At 59.9% G+C, this 15,270-nt stretch carries 17 protein-coding genes; 13 read left to right on the top strand and 4 right to left on the bottom strand.

Annotation, left to right across the window (positions count from 1 at the left end; all coding sequences use genetic code 11):
- Window positions 1-33 precede the first annotated feature (33 nt).
- Window positions 34-1,320 (top strand): D-alanyl-D-alanine carboxypeptidase family protein, encoded by a 1,287-nt coding sequence (locus NXC24_RS04570; protein WP_104822226.1) that lies wholly within the window; start codon window positions 34-36, stop codon window positions 1,318-1,320.
- 110 nt (window positions 1,321-1,430) lie between these two features.
- Entirely contained in the window at window positions 1,431-1,739 is a 309-nt protein-coding gene (locus tag NXC24_RS04575) for a pyrophosphatase (RefSeq protein WP_104822227.1), read from the top strand.
- A gap of 23 nt (window positions 1,740-1,762) precedes the next feature.
- On the opposite strand, the gene maiA is transcribed toward NXC24_RS04575, so the two are convergent.
- The 3 genes from maiA to NXC24_RS04590 form a co-directional block, all read right to left on the bottom strand.
- On the bottom strand, window positions 1,763-2,395 hold the full coding sequence (gene maiA / locus NXC24_RS04580; protein WP_104822228.1) for a maleylacetoacetate isomerase: 633 nt from the start codon (window positions 2,393-2,395) through the stop codon (window positions 1,763-1,765).
- Between the two features lie 89 nt (window positions 2,396-2,484).
- On the bottom strand, window positions 2,485-3,900 hold the full coding sequence (tldD, locus tag NXC24_RS04585; protein ID WP_104822229.1) for a metalloprotease TldD: 1,416 nt from the start codon (window positions 3,898-3,900) through the stop codon (window positions 2,485-2,487).
- A 64-nt stretch (window positions 3,901-3,964) separates the two neighbouring features.
- Window positions 3,965-4,597: an invasion associated locus B family protein gene (locus NXC24_RS04590; RefSeq protein WP_104825006.1), complete on the bottom strand. Its 633-nt coding sequence runs from the start codon at window positions 4,595-4,597 to the stop codon at window positions 3,965-3,967.
- Between the two features lie 336 nt (window positions 4,598-4,933).
- Here NXC24_RS04590 and coxB point away from each other — a divergent pair, with 336 nt between their 5' ends.
- From coxB to NXC24_RS04615, 6 genes are all read left to right on the top strand, one after another.
- Window positions 4,934-5,824 (top strand): cytochrome c oxidase subunit II, encoded by an 891-nt coding sequence (coxB, locus tag NXC24_RS04595; RefSeq protein WP_104822230.1) that lies wholly within the window; start codon window positions 4,934-4,936, stop codon window positions 5,822-5,824.
- A gap of 14 nt (window positions 5,825-5,838) precedes the next feature.
- A complete protein-coding gene (gene ctaD, locus NXC24_RS04600) occupies window positions 5,839-7,533 on the top strand; it encodes a cytochrome c oxidase subunit I (RefSeq protein ID WP_104822231.1) in 1,695 nt (564 codons plus the stop codon).
- 57 nt (window positions 7,534-7,590) lie between these two features.
- On the top strand, window positions 7,591-8,550 hold the full coding sequence (locus NXC24_RS04605) for a heme o synthase (protein ID WP_104822232.1): 960 nt from the start codon (window positions 7,591-7,593) through the stop codon (window positions 8,548-8,550).
- A complete protein-coding gene (locus NXC24_RS35015; protein WP_034488087.1) occupies window positions 8,547-8,687 on the top strand; it encodes a hypothetical protein in 141 nt (46 codons plus the stop codon). Before NXC24_RS04605 ends, NXC24_RS35015 begins: the two co-directional genes overlap by 4 nt.
- A 9-nt stretch (window positions 8,688-8,696) precedes the next feature.
- A complete protein-coding gene (locus tag NXC24_RS04610; protein ID WP_104822233.1) occupies window positions 8,697-9,308 on the top strand; it encodes a cytochrome c oxidase assembly protein in 612 nt (203 codons plus the stop codon).
- A 61-nt stretch (window positions 9,309-9,369) separates the two neighbouring features.
- Window positions 9,370-10,248 (top strand): cytochrome c oxidase subunit 3, encoded by an 879-nt coding sequence (locus NXC24_RS04615; RefSeq protein WP_104822234.1) that lies wholly within the window; start codon window positions 9,370-9,372, stop codon window positions 10,246-10,248.
- Between the two features lie 64 nt (window positions 10,249-10,312).
- On the opposite strand, the gene NXC24_RS04620 is transcribed toward NXC24_RS04615, so the two are convergent.
- Window positions 10,313-10,963, bottom strand: a complete 651-nt coding sequence (locus NXC24_RS04620; protein ID WP_104822235.1) for a chloramphenicol phosphotransferase — start codon at window positions 10,961-10,963, stop codon at window positions 10,313-10,315.
- Window positions 10,964-11,275: 312 nt separating this feature from the next.
- On the opposite strand from NXC24_RS04620, the gene NXC24_RS04625 reads away from it, so the two are divergent.
- The 5 genes from NXC24_RS04625 (at window position 11,276) to rnhA (ending at window position 15,127) form a co-directional block, all read left to right on the top strand.
- Window positions 11,276-11,608 (top strand): DUF983 domain-containing protein, encoded by a 333-nt coding sequence (locus NXC24_RS04625; protein WP_104825007.1) that lies wholly within the window; start codon window positions 11,276-11,278, stop codon window positions 11,606-11,608.
- Window positions 11,609-11,615: 7 nt separating this feature from the next.
- On the top strand, window positions 11,616-12,362 hold the full coding sequence (locus tag NXC24_RS04630; protein WP_104822236.1) for an SURF1 family protein: 747 nt from the start codon (window positions 11,616-11,618) through the stop codon (window positions 12,360-12,362).
- A gap of 161 nt (window positions 12,363-12,523) precedes the next feature.
- Window positions 12,524-13,531 carry a 4-hydroxy-3-methylbut-2-enyl diphosphate reductase gene (gene ispH, locus NXC24_RS04635; RefSeq protein WP_104822237.1) on the top strand — a complete coding sequence of 336 codons (1,008 nt, stop codon included), beginning with the start codon at window positions 12,524-12,526 and terminating at the stop codon, window positions 13,529-13,531.
- A gap of 193 nt (window positions 13,532-13,724) precedes the next feature.
- Window positions 13,725-14,690: a homoserine kinase gene (locus NXC24_RS04640; RefSeq protein ID WP_104822238.1), complete on the top strand. Its 966-nt coding sequence runs from the start codon at window positions 13,725-13,727 to the stop codon at window positions 14,688-14,690.
- Window positions 14,687-15,127: a ribonuclease HI gene (gene rnhA, locus NXC24_RS04645; RefSeq protein ID WP_104822239.1), complete on the top strand. Its 441-nt coding sequence runs from the start codon at window positions 14,687-14,689 to the stop codon at window positions 15,125-15,127. Before NXC24_RS04640 ends, rnhA begins: the two co-directional genes overlap by 4 nt.
- Window positions 15,128-15,270: the final 143 nt, after the last annotated feature.

Below are 15,270 nucleotides of genomic sequence, written 5' to 3' on the forward strand. Positions count from 1 at the left end.
GTGTATTGGCATTTGTTTCAGTTGGGGACGAATATGAAAAAACTTTTGATGGCCCTTTCTGCGGCCGTCTTGCTGTTGAGCGCACCGGTAGCGAGCTTTGCGGGCAGCGCCTATTTCATCATGGACGCGAAATCCGGCAGGGTGCTGGCTTCGGATAATGCCGATGATCTCAACCACCCTGCTTCGCTGACCAAGATGATGACGCTGTACCTGACGTTTGAGGCTATTCATCGTGGTAAGCTGGGTTGGAACACGGCGATTCCGGTCTCGAGCAACGCCTCCGGCAAGAGCCCGACCAAGCTCGGCCTGAAGCCGGGCAGCACCATCACCGTCCGCGATGCCGTCAATGGCATGATCATCAAGTCCGCCAACGATGCCGCCACTGCCATGGGCGAAGCGCTGGGCGGTAGCGAAAGCGGCTTTGCCCGCATCATGACGCAGAAGGCGCGCGAACTCGGCATGCGCCGCACCGTCTTCACCAATCCATCGGGCTTGCCGAGCATGGAGCAGGTGACGACCGCGCGCGACATGTCGACGCTCGCCGTTGCGCTCATCAACAATTATCCTCAGGAATATCGGCTGTTTTCGCAGTCGAGCTTCACCTATCGCGGCAGCCGCGTCCGTGGCCATAACAATCTGATGTATCGCTACGAAGGCATGGACGGCATCAAGACCGGCTACACCAATGCCTCCGGCTTCAACATAGTCAGCGCCGTGCGCCAGGGCAACCGCCGCGTTATCGGCGTCGTCATGGGCGGCGCGACTGCCCGTGGCCGCGATGCCTTCATGGCTTCCCTTCTCAATCGCTATGTGCCGAAAGCGACCTCCGCCACTTCATCGCGCCTCATGGCAAGTGTTGGCGGTGCAAAGCAGGTCGAAGTTGCTTCGGCGACGGATGATGTTGCTGCCGATGTCGATGCGCAAACCACGGCCACGACGACGCGCAAGCGCGCCGAGTTCACGCCGGCTCAGGCCCCGCTCGCTTATGCCGCCACGACAAATGTGACCGTGCCGATGGATCGCCCGATGGCGATGGATGAAATCCAAAATGCCGGCAAACCGGCGACCGGCGGTTGGCAGGTGCAGATCGCAGCTACTCCGACGGCGCAGGCCGCCAAGGACCTGCTGTCCGAGGCTCAATCCAAGGCGGGCGGCGCTCTTGCCAACGCTTCGCCCTATACCGAAGCCGTCGGCAAGGGCAGCAACACGGTCTATCGCGCCCGTTTCGTTGGCTTCGGCAGCCGCGATGATGCGAATTCCGCCTGCGCCGCGCTGAAACGCAAGGATTTCAACTGCATGCTGTTGCCGACCAAGGGCTGAGCGGAAATCAAGTTTTGAAACTATCAAGACGGCGGGGCACAAGCTCCGCCGTCTTGCTATTTCCGGCAGAATCGTTCACTTCTGTTGAGAACATACGGGGAACAATATTGATGTTATCCGATCTGATCCAGCAGTTCGAAAAGGCTTCCGCCACCTATGCCGCCGCCAACGGATTGGAGCGCGATGCCGACTGGTTTGTTTTGAAATTGCAGGAGGAGATGGGCGAACTCACCCAGATCTGGAACAAAACGACCGGCCGCGGAAGACGCAAGGGCATGTCGGACGAGGATCTGGCTACTGCGTTGGCCGACGAAACCGCCGATGTGCTTGGCCATATCCTTCTCTTCGCCCACCGCAACAGCCTCGATCTCGCCGCTGCCGTCGAGCGGAAATGGCGGTTCCGGCCGGAGGAGGGGTGAGAGCGGCCACTGGGTTGCCACGTTCAAGAATGAGAGAAGTCGACCTGTGCTTCCGGGCGTGCAAGCCGAAAGGCTTCGAGTTCGTTGCAGCGTTCTTCGACTGCCAGGAGTGTGGAATAACGGGATAGATCTACGCCAAGACGGCGGGAGGCGCTTAGTTGCGGCACAAGATGCAGGTCCGCCCATCCCGCTTCTGCGCTGAAGCAATACGGCCATTGGACCGGTCGGCGCCGTAGGGTTTCCTCCAGGGCGTCAAGGCCTAGAGCCAGCCAGTGGCTGACCCAGGCCGAAACTTGATGATCGTCGGCACCTATGTCCGATTTCAAAAAGCGTCTGACACGCAGAACGGTCAGAGAATGCATTTCCGATGTGATGAGGCCGGCAAACGCTTTTGCCTCCGCGCGGACGACGGGATCGGAAGGTAGCAGACATGGCGCTGGATACGCTTCCTCAAGATAATCCAGGATAGCAGACGATTGCGCGATGATACGTCCACCGATGTCGAGAGCAGGTAGAAGACCTTGAGGGTTCAATCGCTCATATTCGCCGGGCGCCAATGAGCTTACCGGTGTATAAGTGAACGGAATACCTTTGAGGTAAAGTGCTATACGCACCCTTTCGCCTGCGGAATTCTGCCAGCGTGACAGCAAGCGCATGGAGGTCCTCTTCGGTCAAAAGCTATCAACAGCATCAGCCTCCGTCGAAGGCTGATGGCCACTGCTATGGGCATAGCTTTAGGCAGACTTCAAGCCTTCGTCCCGCCGACCGTCACCTGATCCATCCGCAGATGCGGCTGGCCGACGCCGACGGGGACCCATTGGCCGCCTTTGCCGCAATTGCCGATGCCGGTGTCGAGTTTCATGTCGTTGCCGATCATGGAGACGCGCTTCATCGCTTCTGGGCCGTTGCCGATGAGCATGGCGCCCTTGATCGGTGCGCCGACCTTGCCGTCTTCGATCAGATAGGCTTCGGTGCAGCCGAAGACGAATTTGCCGGAAGTGATGTCGACCTGGCCACCGCCGAAGGAAACGGCATAGATGCCCTTCTTCACCGAGGCGATGATCTCTTCCGGTGTCTTGTCGCCGCCAAGCATATAAGTGTTGGTCATACGCGGCATTGGCGTGTGGGCATAGCCTTGGCGGCGGCCGTTGCCGGTTGCCTTCATGCCCATCAGGCGGGCATTCTGCCGGTCCTGCATGTAGCCGACCAGCTTGCCGTTCTCGATCAGCACATTGTAGGCCGAAGGCGTGCCCTCATCGTCGACGGTGATCGAGCCGCGGCGGTTTTCGATCGTGCCGTCATCGACGACGGTCACGCCGGGAGCGGCGACCATCTGGCCGAGCAGCCCTGCGAAAGCCGAGGTCTTCTTGCGGTTGAAATCGCCTTCCAGCCCGTGGCCGACGGCTTCGTGCAGCATGACGCCCGGCCAGCCGGAGCCGAGAACGACGTCCATCGTGCCGGCCGGCGCATCGATCGCCTCGAGATTGACCAATGCCTGGCGCAAAGCTTCGTCAGCGCCGCGGCGCCAGTTCTCTTCCGTGACGAAATCGCCGAAGCCGACGCGGCCACCGGTTCCGAAGGAACCTGATTCCTGCCGGTCGCCTTCGCCGACCATCACCGAGATATTGACGCGCGTCATCGGCCTGACGTCGCGAACGCGATGGCCGTCGGCGCGCAGGATATCGACCACCTGCCAGCTCGCGGCAATGGAGGCCGTGACCTGACGCACCTTGCCATCCTTGTCGCGCAGATAGCTGTCGATCTCCTGCAGCAGCCTCGCCTTGTCCTCGAAGCTTGGGCTCCCAATCGGGTTTTCGTCGCTATAGAGTACTTTATTGGTGCGCTGAGGCGCGGCGGCGTAGGAACCCGCATAGCCGCTCGTGACCGCGCGCACCGCATCGGCGGCGCGCTTCAGCGCGGCTTCGGAGAGATCGCCCGCATGCGCATAACCCACCGCTTCGCCGGCGACGGCGCGCAGGCCGAAACCCTGTTCGGTGTTGAAGCTGCCGCCCTTCATGCGTCCGTTGTCGAAGGTCAGCGATTCCGCCTGGACATGCTCGACGAAAAGCTCGCCATCGTCAGCGCCGGCCAGTGCTTCGGCAACGATGCCGCGCAGCTTGGTTTCGTCGGTATCGAACAAGGTAAGAAGATCGGTATTCATGGATCAAGTGCTCCGTTCAGAGCCGATGTAGGTTTCGGACGGCGAGAGAGCAAGCCCTGTCGATTTACGGAAGCGCGTCGTAGCCTTCGGCAAAGCCCTTGAGGTCGACAGGAATGCCGATGCCTTCTTCCGGCGACTGGAAGACGATGAAGGTGGCCGTCGCGCCGCTGCGCAGCGTTTTCAGCAACTCGTCCTCAAGCACCACTTCGGCATAGCAGCCGTCCGAGAAGCAGCGCACGAAATAGGCGCGGCCGATATCCTTGCCGTCGACATTAAGGCCGAGCCCGTTCGGCAGCAGCACGCCGAGCGGCGCCAGCACGCGAAGAATCTTCGACTTGCGATCGGCGGTCTTCAGCACGACGACCGAAAGACCGACTTCCGGCCGGTCCTCGGCAATGACGTTCTGCATCAGCGCGCATTGTTCGGTCGATGCGCCGGCCGGCTTGTCGCAGACCACGGACCATGCACCATGGCTGGAGCGCACCGTACCCGGTGGTTGTGGAACCTGGTTGGTCGGAAGCTGCTGGGTATGGGCTGGCGGCTGTTGGCCTGACTGCGGCGGTTGCTGGGTTTGCAGTTGCTGAGCCTGCGGCGCCGGCTGTGTTTGCTGTGCCTGCTGCGCCAGAACGGGTGCTGCAGCCGCAGCAGCGATGCTGGCGGTGACAAGCCAAAGCCGGGCGAGGGAACGAAAACCCATGAAAACCTCTAGATTCGAATCAGTGCTGCTATTGTTGAAGCCCATGCCGGCAAATGAAAAGCCCCGCATGCTGAATTCCAACCGACTGCGGCGGAAATACGACCTCTATCTCATTTTGCCCCGGCAATGCGATGGACCACGATGCAATTTTTCGTATGATGATGAAATGCTTGCCATGTTTCGGCGGGCCGGGGGAATATACTTCGCGCAAAAATGCCGCACGGACAACGCTTGTGAGTTGTTGCGGAGTGCTCCAAACTGTGGTTTGAAGCGCAATGGAATGTAGGGATACTGCGTTTGAGTGATCTGGGATCAAACGCTGGAGGGAGAGACATCGTGATTAAGAGGGCTTACGCAGCTCTGGCGGCTATCGCCTGTCTGCTTTTTGCGACCGGCAGCTATGCCGATCAGCCAAAACCATGGGAAACCGGCCTGCAAGAGGCAGCAACCGGCAACATGCATCAAATACGCTGGTTCGAAGCATACACGCTTTGGTTTATCGTTCCCATTACGCTGCTGGTGCTCGTCCTTTTGATCGTCGTCATGGTCAAGTTCCGGGCATCGCGAAATCCGGTGCCCTCCAGAACGAGCCATAACACGCTGATCGAGGTCATCTGGACCGTGGGACCGGTCCTCATTCTTCTGTTCCTGGCTGTTCCGTCCTTCGATCTTCTGACCGCGCAGCTAACGTTCCCGCAGAATCCTGACGTGACCGTCAAGGCGACGGCGACGCAGTGGCAGTGGAACTATGAATATGAAAACAGCGGCAACACGCCTCTGGCTTTTGATTCCTTCCTGCTGAAGGATCAGGACCGCGCTGCGGCCGGCAAGGAAGACAAATCGAAATATCCGCGGCTTCTCGCCGTCGACAACGAGCTGGTGCTGCCCGTGGGCAAGGTCGTGCGCGTCCTTGTTACCGCCGCACCGACGGATGTCATCCATTCCTTCGCGATGCCGTCCTTCGGCGTCAAGATTGACGCCGTTCCGGGCCGTTTGAACGAAACCTGGTTCAAGGCCGACAATGAGGGCCTGTACTACGGTCAGTGTTCCGAGCTCTGCGGCAAGGACCATGCATTCATGCCGATCGCCATCCGCATCGTCTCTCAGGATCAATACCAGCAGTGGCTGACCACTGCTGCCGGCGACCTGAGCAAGGCCAACAAGGCCCTGATGGCCGCCGTCGATCAGCCGGCTACTGTCAACGTTGCTGCGAACACGGCTGAGTAAGAGGGATAGGGATAATGGCTGGATCTACGGCACACGACGATCATTCGCACGCTCTTCATGACGCTCACGCGCATGACGACCATCACGCTCACAAGCCCAGTTTCGCGAACCGCTGGCTCTTCTCGACGAATCACAAGGACATCGGCACCCTCTATCTGATCTTTGCGATCTTTGCCGGTATCATTGGCTTCCTGCTGTCCGTTGCGATCCGCATGGAATTGCAGGAGCCGGGCATCCAGATCTTCAGCGGTCTGGCTTCCATGGTCTACGGCTATTCGGGCGACGCCTCCATCGATGGCGGCAAGCAGATGTACAACGTCTTCGTCACCGCCCATGCGCTGATCATGATCTTCTTCATGGTCATGCCTGCGATGATCGGCGGTTTCGCCAACTGGATGGTGCCGATCATGATCGGCGCGCCGGACATGGCTTTCCCGCGCCTGAACAACATTTCCTTCTGGCTGATCGTTCCCGCCTTCCTGCTGCTGATCCTGTCGATGTTCGTCGAAGGTCCGGCCGGTGCCTACGGCGCGGGTGGCGGCTGGACGCTGTATCCGCCGCTGTCAGGCCTCGTCGGTCATCCCGGCCCGGCGGTCGACCTGGTGATCTTCGCACTGCATATTGCCGGCGCCTCGTCGATCCTCGGTGCGATCAACTTCATCACCACCATCCTCAACATGCGCGCCCCGGGCATGACGCTGCACAAGATGCCGCTGTTTGCCTGGTCGGTGCTGATCACGGCCTTCCTGCTGCTTCTGTCGCTGCCGGTTCTCGCCGGTGCCATCACCATGGTGCTGACCGACCGCAACTTCGGCACGACCTTCTTCGCGCCGGAAGGTGGCGGTGACCCGATCCTTTACCAGCATCTGTTCTGGTTCTTCGGTCACCCCGAAGTCTACATCCTGATCCTGCCGGGCTTCGGCATGATCAGCCACATCATCTCGACCTTCTCGCGCAAGCCGATCTTCGGCTATCTCGGCATGGCCTACGCCATGGTCGCGATCGGCGCCGTTGGCTTCGTCGTCTGGGCTCACCACATGTATACGGTCGGCCTGTCGCTCGATACGCAGCGTTATTTCGTCTTCGCGACGATGGTCATCGCCGTTCCGACTGGCGTGAAGATCTTCTCCTGGATCGCGACGATGTGGGGCGGCTCGATCGAGTTCCGCACGCCGATGATCTGGGCGATCGGCTTCATATTCCTGTTCACGGTGGGCGGCGTCACCGGCGTGCAGCTCGCCAATGCCGGTCTCGACCGCGTATGGCAGGATACCTATTACGTCGTCGCGCACTTCCACTACGTTTTGTCGCTCGGCGCCGTCTTCGCCATCTTCGCTGCCTGGTACTACTGGTTCCCGAAGATGACCGGCTACATGTACAACGAGAAGATCGGCAACTGGCATTTCTGGATCACCTTCATCGGTGTCAACATGATATTCTTCCCGCAGCACTTCCTCGGTCGTGCTGGCATGCCACGCCGTTACATCGACTATCCGGACGCCTTCGCCGGCTGGAACTTCGTTTCCTCGATCGGCTCCTATGTTGCAGCCGTCGGCCTCTGCTTCTTCTTCTGGGGTGTCATCGATGCGTTCGTGAAGAAGCGCGTCGCCGGCAACAATCCCTGGGGCGAGGGTGCGACCACTCTGGAATGGCAGCTTCCTTCGCCGCCGCCTTACCACCAGTGGGAAGAGCTGCCGCGCATCAAGTAGCTTATTTCCGGACGCCGTGATAAACGGCGTCCGGCTTAACGGACATTGGATGAAAGAATGACGGTGATCGACAATCACGAAGTACTCGCGAAGAAAGGCGAAACCGGCCTGTCTGAAGCGAGTGCGCGCGATTATTTCGAGCTTTTGAAGCCGCGGGTCATGTCGCTAGTCGTCTTCACCGCTTTTGCCGGCCTGGTGCTGGCGCCGGGCCACATCAACCCCATTCTCGGCTTGATCGCCATTCTCTGCATCGCAGTCGGCGCCGGCGCTTCCGGCGCGCTGAACATGTGGTACGACGCCGATATCGACGCGGTCATGAGCCGTACGGCACGCCGTCCGATTCCCGCCGGCCGCGTCAAGGCTTCCGAGGCGCTTGCCTTCGGCTTGGTGCTGTCGGGCTTTTCGGTGACGATCCTTGGCCTCGCCGTCAACTGGCTTTCGGCCGCGATCCTCGCCTTCACCATTTTCTTCTACGTCGTCATCTATACGATGTGGCTGAAGCGCTCGACGCCGCAGAACATCGTCATTGGCGGCGCTGCCGGCGCTTTCCCGCCGGTCATCGGCTGGGCCTGTGTCACCGGAAACGTGACGATCGAGAGCATCGTGCTCTTCCTGATCATCTTCCTGTGGACGCCGGCCCATTTCTGGGCGCTGGCGCTGTTCAAGATGCGTGACTACGAAGCCGTCGGCGTCCCCATGCTGCCGAATGTCGCCGGCGTGCCGGCCACCAAGAATCAGATCGTCGCCTATGCGGTGCTGACGGCCATCATCGGTGTTGTGCCGGCATTCATGGGCTTTGCGAGCTTCGGCTATGGTGCCGTCGCCGCCGCGCTCGGCGCAATCTTCATATACTGTTCCATCGCCGTCCGGCGCATGCCGGATGGCGATGTTAAGATGATCCCGGCGAAGAAACTTTTCGCCTTCTCGATCTTCTATCTCTTCGCAATCTTTTCCGCACTGCTGATCGACCGGCTCGTGATAGTGCTGATATCAGGCGGTGCGGGAGGCTGGCTGTGATCGAACTCGTCAAGCTCACGGAAGCCCAAAAGAAATCACGGCGAGGGCGCAACATCGCGCTCGGTTTGGTGCTCGCCGGCCTGGTGATCCTGTTCTACGCGATCACCATCATCAAGGTCGGCACCGGACACGTTTGAGGAGGCGTGATGGAGGAGGGGACAACAAACAAGGCAAGAAACGCCGGCCGCAATAACGGCCTGGTGGTTGCCATGTGCCTGAGCTTCGTGGTCGGCATGAGCGCCATGTGCGCCGCCGCCGTGCCGCTCTACCGCATCTTCTGCGAGGTAACCGGCTTCAACGGCACGACGCAGCGCGTCGATCAGGCCTCCAGCATCATTCTTGACAAGCCGATCAAGGTCTCCTTCGACGCCAATGTTGCCCCGGGGATACCCTGGGACTTCAAGCCGATGCAGAAGGAAGTCTCCCCAAAGATCGGCAAAACGGTCGAGATCAAGTTCCTGGTCGAGAACAAGTCCGACCAGCCGACGCGTGGACAGGCTATTTTCAACGTCTCGCCGGTGGAAGCGGGCGCCTATTTCAACAAGGTGCAATGCTTCTGCTTTAACGAGACCGATCTGGCACCGGGGGAAAAGCGCGAGATGCCGGTGGTTTTCTACGTCGATCCTGAGATCACCAAGGCGGAAGAAACCAAGACGATCACGGCGCTGACACTATCCTACACCTTCTATCCGCGCGACGGCGCGAAACCTGTGGCTTCCAACGAGGGCGCAGCGAAGGTGGTGGAAAAGAAACTTTGATGGAGAGTGCTTTCGGCTCAGCCGGAGGCGATATGGGAAAAGTCATTCGGGGATTGCTGACATGGCAGAGGCGCATACCAAGAAACACGATTACCACATTATCGATCCCAGCCCGTGGCCGATCATCGCGGCCTTCGGGGCCTTTGTCATTACCTTTGGCGGCGTCTGCTTCATGCGCTACCTGAACGGCGGCGCGGTGCATCTGTTCGGGATCAACTTCGCACAGCCCTGGCTGTTCTTCATCGGCCTGGCCGTGATCCTCTACGTCATGTACGGCTGGTGGTCGGATACGGTGAAGGAAGCGCATGAGGGCGCGCATACCCGCGTCGTCTCGCTGCATCTGCGCTATGGCATGATCATGTTCATTGCCTCCGAGGTGATGTTCTTCGTCGCTTGGTTCTGGGCCTATTTTGACGTCAGCCTCTTCCCGAACGAAGCCATACAGGCTTCGCGGACGGCCTTCCTCGGCGGCCAGTTCCCGCCCAAGGGCATCGAAGTCCTCAATCCTTGGCATTTGCCGATCTACAACACCATCATCCTGCTGCTCTCGGGCACGACGGTTACCTGGGCGCACCACGCGCTGCTGCACAATGACCGCAAGGGCCTGATCCAGGGCTTGGTTTTGACCGTGCTGCTCGGTGCGCTGTTCTCCTGCGTGCAGGCCTATGAATATGCGCATGCGCCCTTCGAGTTCAAAAACTCGATCTATGGCGCTACCTTCTTCATGGCGACCGGTTTCCATGGTTTCCACGTGCTGATCGGCACGATCTTCCTGCTGGTCTGCCTCATCCGCTCGATCGGCGGCGATTTCACGCCAAAGCAGCATTTCGGCTTCGAAGCGGCCGCCTGGTATTGGCACTTCGTCGACGTCGTCTGGCTGTTCCTGTTCTTCTGCATCTATATCTGGGGAAGCTGGGGCGCGCCGGTCGCGGCTGGCTAAGCCAAGGCAGAATTGAGATAGAAGGCGGGTGCTTCGGCGCCCGCCTTTTTCATTGCGGGGCCTCTCAGGCGCCGACGGCAAGCCGCTCGAAGGCTGTTGGGCGCGGAACCCCTCGATCCAACAATTGCCGCATCTGTTCGGCGCAGGCCTGTGGACTTTGCACGGATGTATCCACTTCCAGATCGTAGATGCCCGGTTGATGCACTTGCGCCTGCCACGCAAGGATCGGCGCGGGAACCGGGGCATCGGCAGAGACGCTGACGTAGTCATTGCGCCTTTCAGGGCCTTCCGCCAAACGTCGCTGCATGATGGTCTCGATCGGACAGTGCACCCCGACGAAAAGGACGGGTAGGCCGGCAAGTTGGCGGGCGCAATCCGAAAGGATTCCGAGCGGCTTTGAATAGGCGTCATGATGGCCGAATTCGGCAATGACATTGAGCCCAAGGCGGCTATGGGCGGCAATCGAGGCATAGAGCGCCGAATAGAATATCGGAACCAGCGGTTCCAGGTCAGGCCGTTCGCCGCCCGGCCGTACACCGATCCCCGGCCGGTAACGCGGTGGCGTGATATGCCGCACATAGGCGTCGACGCCCAGATTCATCCATGGGTCGTCGAAACCTGCCTGGATGGCCTCGACAATGCTCGATTTTCCGGATCGCGGCGCGCCGTTCAGAATGATGATCTGGCCGGCCTTCGTGTCTTGCTTATTGTCCATACCCTCTTTCTATGGCCGCAATGGTGTTTTTCAAGCGGCCAGGAAAAGGCGGCCGCGACATCATGATGCGGGATTGGGGCCTTGTTTGGCTGCTGCGCAGACGTCACCATGCTTTTGAATTGGACGGATGGCCGCGTCGCGGTTACTGATGATGACAGGACGAGACCCGGATGCTCGTCGTGAATGGCAATCGATCGAGATCAAACCTTGAGCCCAGAGCAAGACACAGCCCCAGGTCACGGGACAGACCCAAATCAAGGGGCAAATGGTGACAGCGCCCTCTTTCCACCCGTCGATCCGTTCCGGGTCGGCATTCAAGGATGCTGTCCGCGTTGCGGTCATGGCAAGCTCTTCGACGGTCTGCTCTCGCTGAAGCCGCGTTGCGCAGCTTGTGGGCTCGACTATGCCTTTGCCGATGCGGGCGATGGCCCGGCGGTCTTCGTCATCCTCATCGTCGGCTTCATCGTCATCGGCTCGGTGCTATGGCTGCAGGTCAACTATGCGCCGCCGATCTGGGTGCATATCCTGCTGTTCGGCCCCTTGACCATCATCCTGTCGCTTCTGTCGCTACGCTGGTGCAAGGGCATCCTGATCGCGCTGCAATATCGCAACAATGCCAGCGAAGGGCGCATTCATCGTGACTGAGGCCGCCATGCCCGCTCGCCGCGCCAACCCTTTCTGGCAGTTTGGCAAGGTGCTGATCCTGCTCGTGGCGCTTGGCATCCTGCTGGCTCTCGGCACCTGGCAGGTCGAGCGGCTGCACTGGAAGGAAGGCCTGCTCGCCGACATTGCCGAGCGCCAGGCCGCGGCCCCTGTGCCGCTATCGACGATCGAGGCCATGGCCGCATCCGGCGGCGATATCGAATATCGCGTCGTCACAGCGACCGGCCGTTACCTCAACAACAAGGAACGGCATTTCTTCGCAACCTTCGGCGGCGCTTCCGGCTTTGATATTTATACGCCGCTGCAGCTTGCGGACGGGCGCTACCTCTTCGTCAACAGAGGTTTCGTGCCCTACGACGCCAAGGAGCCGGAAATGCGCATGCAGGGGCAGTTGACGGACGAACAGACCGTCACCGGCCTCGCCCGCGCCAAGCTCGCCGGCCAGCCCTCGGGCATGCCGGACAATGATCTGGCGAAGAACATATTCTATTGGAAAGACCTGGATGCCATGGCCGATAGCGATGGGCTTCCGCGGGATAAAGTACTGCCCTTCTTCGTCGATGCCGACAAGACCCCCAATCCTCAGGGCCTGCCGATCGGCGGCGTCACCATCGTCGATTTGCCGAACAATCACCTGCAATATGCCGTGACCTGGTATGGCCTGGCGGCGGCGCTGGTCGCCATCGTCGCCATCTCCTGGTGGCGCAAACGCCATCCGGGCACCCCCACGCAATAGTTTCGCGCAATAGAATAGCTTCATTTCGATGGAATATTCGGCTAGAGCATGATCCCAAAAAGTGCGCAGTGGTTTTTGGATAAGATCATGCGGACTACATGAGTAAGCGGCAAGGCGAACCTATCTATAGCCTTGCCATCGTCCCGGATTTCGGAAGAGACATGAATATAGCGGTTTCCAAACCTGACCTGACCATCCGGCTCTGCGGTCCGCGTGGCTTCTGTGCCGGTGTCGATCGTGCCATCCAGATCGTCGTGCTGGCGCTGAAGGCCTATGGCGCGCCGGTCTATGTCCGTCATGAGATCGTGCATAATCGCTATGTCGTCGAAGGGCTGGAGGCCAAGGGCGCCGTCTTCGTGGAGGAGCTGGACGAAATCCCCACCGAGCATCGCGCCCAGCCCGTCGTCTTTTCCGCCCATGGCGTTCCGAAGTCCGTGCCGGCGGATGCGGACGCGCGCAATCTCTTTTATCTCGATGCCACTTGCCCGCTGGTGTCGAAGGTGCACAAGCAGGCCATGCGGCATAACCGCCTCGGCCGCCATGTCATCCTCATCGGTCATGCCGGCCACCCGGAAGTGATCGGCACCATGGGCCAGCTTCCCGAGGGTTCCGTGTCGCTGATCGAGACGGTGGAGGATGCCGACGCCTATCAGCCTGCCGACCCCGACAATCTCGGTTTCGTCACGCAGACGACGCTCTCGGTCGACGACACCGCCGGCGTCATCGCACGGCTGCAGCAGCGTTTTCCGAATCTCACCGCGCCGGCCGCCGATTCGATCTGCTATGCTACGACCAACCGCCAGGAAGTGGTGAAGGAAGCCGCTCCAGGCTGCGATCTCTTCATCGTCGTCGGTGCACCGAATTCGTCCAATTCCAAGCGTCTCGTGGAAGTCGCGCTCCGGGCAGGGGCTAAGAAATCCGTGCTTGTCCAGCGCGCCTCCGAAATCGATTGGGACGATATCGGCGATATCAAAACCGTCGGCCTCTCCGCCGGCGCATCGGCACCAGAGGTCATCGTCAACGAGATTATCGAGGCGTTTCGCACCCGCTTTAATGCCGTGGTGGAGCTTGCCGAAACGGTCAAGGAGACCGAGAATTTCCTCGTCAATCGCGAGCTGCGCAATATCGAACTGACGGTGGCCGACATGGCCTTTGTCAATGGGGACTGAAGAACGGCCACCTCGTCCTTCGAGGACCTGCCGCTTGCGCTGACGCTGCATCGGCAAGGCATTTTAGGATGAGGTGAAGAGAGTTTCGCCGCCAGACGCCGAATCAGCCCTCATGGTGAGGAGGTCCGCAGGGGAGTCTCGAACCACGAGGGCGGGCGGCTAGGTGGCTAGCATGTATCAAAGGGAATAATTCGTGGCCGTTTATACCGATATTACTGAAGACGATCTGAAGTGGTTTCTGACGGAATATGATGTCGGCACGTTGCTCTCCTACAAGGGCATTGCCGAGGGCGTCGAAAACTCCAACTTCCTGCTGCATACGTCGCGCGAGCCGCTGATCCTGACGCTCTATGAGAAGCGCGTGGAGAAGAGCGACCTGCCGTTTTTCCTCGGTTTGATGCAGCATCTGGCAAGCCGCGGCCTGTCTTGCCCGTTGCCCTTGCCGCGCAAGGATGGCGCGTTGCTCGGCCATCTCTCGGGCCGCCCGGCCGCGCTGATCTCCTTTCTCGAAGGAATGTGGCTGCGCAAGCCCGAGGCAAAACATTGCCGCGAAGTCGGTAAGGCGTTGGCTGCGATGCATGTCGCCGGCGAAGGCTTCGCCATCAAGCGGCCGAATGCACTGTCGCTCGAAGGCTGGCAGGGGCTCTGGGAAAAATCCGAAGCCCGCGCCGATGAGGTCGAACCCGGCCTGCAAGACGAAATCCGCGGCGAACTCGATTTCCTGGCGGCGCATTGGCCGAAGGACCTGCCGGATGGCGTCATCCATGCGGATCTGTTTCCCGACAACGTCTTCTTCCTCGGCGACGAGCTTTCCGGCCTGATCGACTTCTATTTCGCCTGTAACGACCTGCTCGCCTACGACGTCTCGATCTGCCTCAACGCATGGTGCTTCGAGAAGAACGGCGCTTACAATATCACCAAGGGCATGGCGCTTTTGGAAGGCTACCAGAGCGTCCGGCCGCTGGATGATGCCGAAATCGCCGCCCTGCCGACGCTGTCGCGTGGCTCGGCGCTGCGCTTCTTCCTGACCCGCCTCTATGATTGGCTGACGACGCCGGCCGGCGCCTTGGTCACCAAGAAGGACCCGATCGAATATCTGCGCAAGCTGCGCTTCCATCGCCAGATCGCCTCCAGCGCCGAATATGGGCTGAAGGCATGAAACATGTCGATATCTTCACCGACGGCGCTTGCTCCGGCAATCCCGGTCCAGGCGGCTGGGGCGCGGTGCTGCGTTATGGCGATGTCGAAAAGGAGCTTTTCGGCGGCGAACAGGAGACGACCAACAACCGCATGGAGCTGATGGCGGCGATCTCCGCGCTTGGCGCGCTGAAAACGCCATGCGAGGTCGATCTCTACACGGACAGCGTCTATGTCAAAGACGGCATCTCCAAATGGATTTTCGGCTGGAAGAAAAACGGCTGGAAAACCGCCGACAAGAAGCCGGTGAAAAACGCCGAACTCTGGCAAGCGCTGGAGGAAGCCCGCAACCGGCATCAGGTGACATTGCATTGGGTCAAAGGCCATGCCGGGCATCCGGAAAACGAGCGCGCCGACGAACTGGCGCGCAAGGGCATGGAGCCGTTTAAGAAGAAGTAGGGTGGGCGGTGAGCCAATGCTTGGATGGTGGCTTTGCGGCATTAGCAGACTTTGGCTTGGCTTTCATGGACGACCGTTTTGGTGCCGGAAGCGGCATTTTCAGCTTTCGGGCTCGGTAGCGGGCGAAGCTGACTTCGCCCCTT

Source organism: Rhizobium sp. NXC24 (assembly GCF_002944315.1).
Classification (GTDB): Bacteria; Pseudomonadota; Alphaproteobacteria; order Rhizobiales; family Rhizobiaceae; genus Rhizobium.

Coding starts and splice junctions, on each gene's coding strand:
- rnhA (WP_104822239.1), top strand. CDS start 14,687: ATGAAACATGTCGATATCTTCACCGACGGCGCTTGCTCCGGCAATCCC.
- NXC24_RS04610 (WP_104822233.1), top strand. CDS start 8,697: ATGGAGGAGGGGACAACAAACAAGGCAAGAAACGCCGGCCGCAATAAC.
- NXC24_RS04570 (WP_104822226.1), top strand. CDS start 34: ATGAAAAAACTTTTGATGGCCCTTTCTGCGGCCGTCTTGCTGTTGAGC.
- NXC24_RS04605 (WP_104822232.1), top strand. CDS start 7,591: ATGACGGTGATCGACAATCACGAAGTACTCGCGAAGAAAGGCGAAACC.
- NXC24_RS04615 (WP_104822234.1), top strand. CDS start 9,370: ATGGCAGAGGCGCATACCAAGAAACACGATTACCACATTATCGATCCC.
- NXC24_RS04620 (WP_104822235.1), bottom strand. CDS start 10,963: ATGGACAATAAGCAAGACACGAAGGCCGGCCAGATCATCATTCTGAAC.
- NXC24_RS04590 (WP_104825006.1), bottom strand. CDS start 4,597: ATGGGTTTTCGTTCCCTCGCCCGGCTTTGGCTTGTCACCGCCAGCATC.
- NXC24_RS04575 (WP_104822227.1), top strand. CDS start 1,431: ATGTTATCCGATCTGATCCAGCAGTTCGAAAAGGCTTCCGCCACCTAT.
- maiA (WP_104822228.1), bottom strand. CDS start 2,395: ATGCGCTTGCTGTCACGCTGGCAGAATTCCGCAGGCGAAAGGGTGCGT.
- ctaD (WP_104822231.1), top strand. CDS start 5,839: ATGGCTGGATCTACGGCACACGACGATCATTCGCACGCTCTTCATGAC.
- tldD (WP_104822229.1), bottom strand. CDS start 3,900: ATGAATACCGATCTTCTTACCTTGTTCGATACCGACGAAACCAAGCTG.
- ispH (WP_104822237.1), top strand. CDS start 12,524: ATGAATATAGCGGTTTCCAAACCTGACCTGACCATCCGGCTCTGCGGT.
- NXC24_RS04630 (WP_104822236.1), top strand. CDS start 11,616: ATGCCCGCTCGCCGCGCCAACCCTTTCTGGCAGTTTGGCAAGGTGCTG.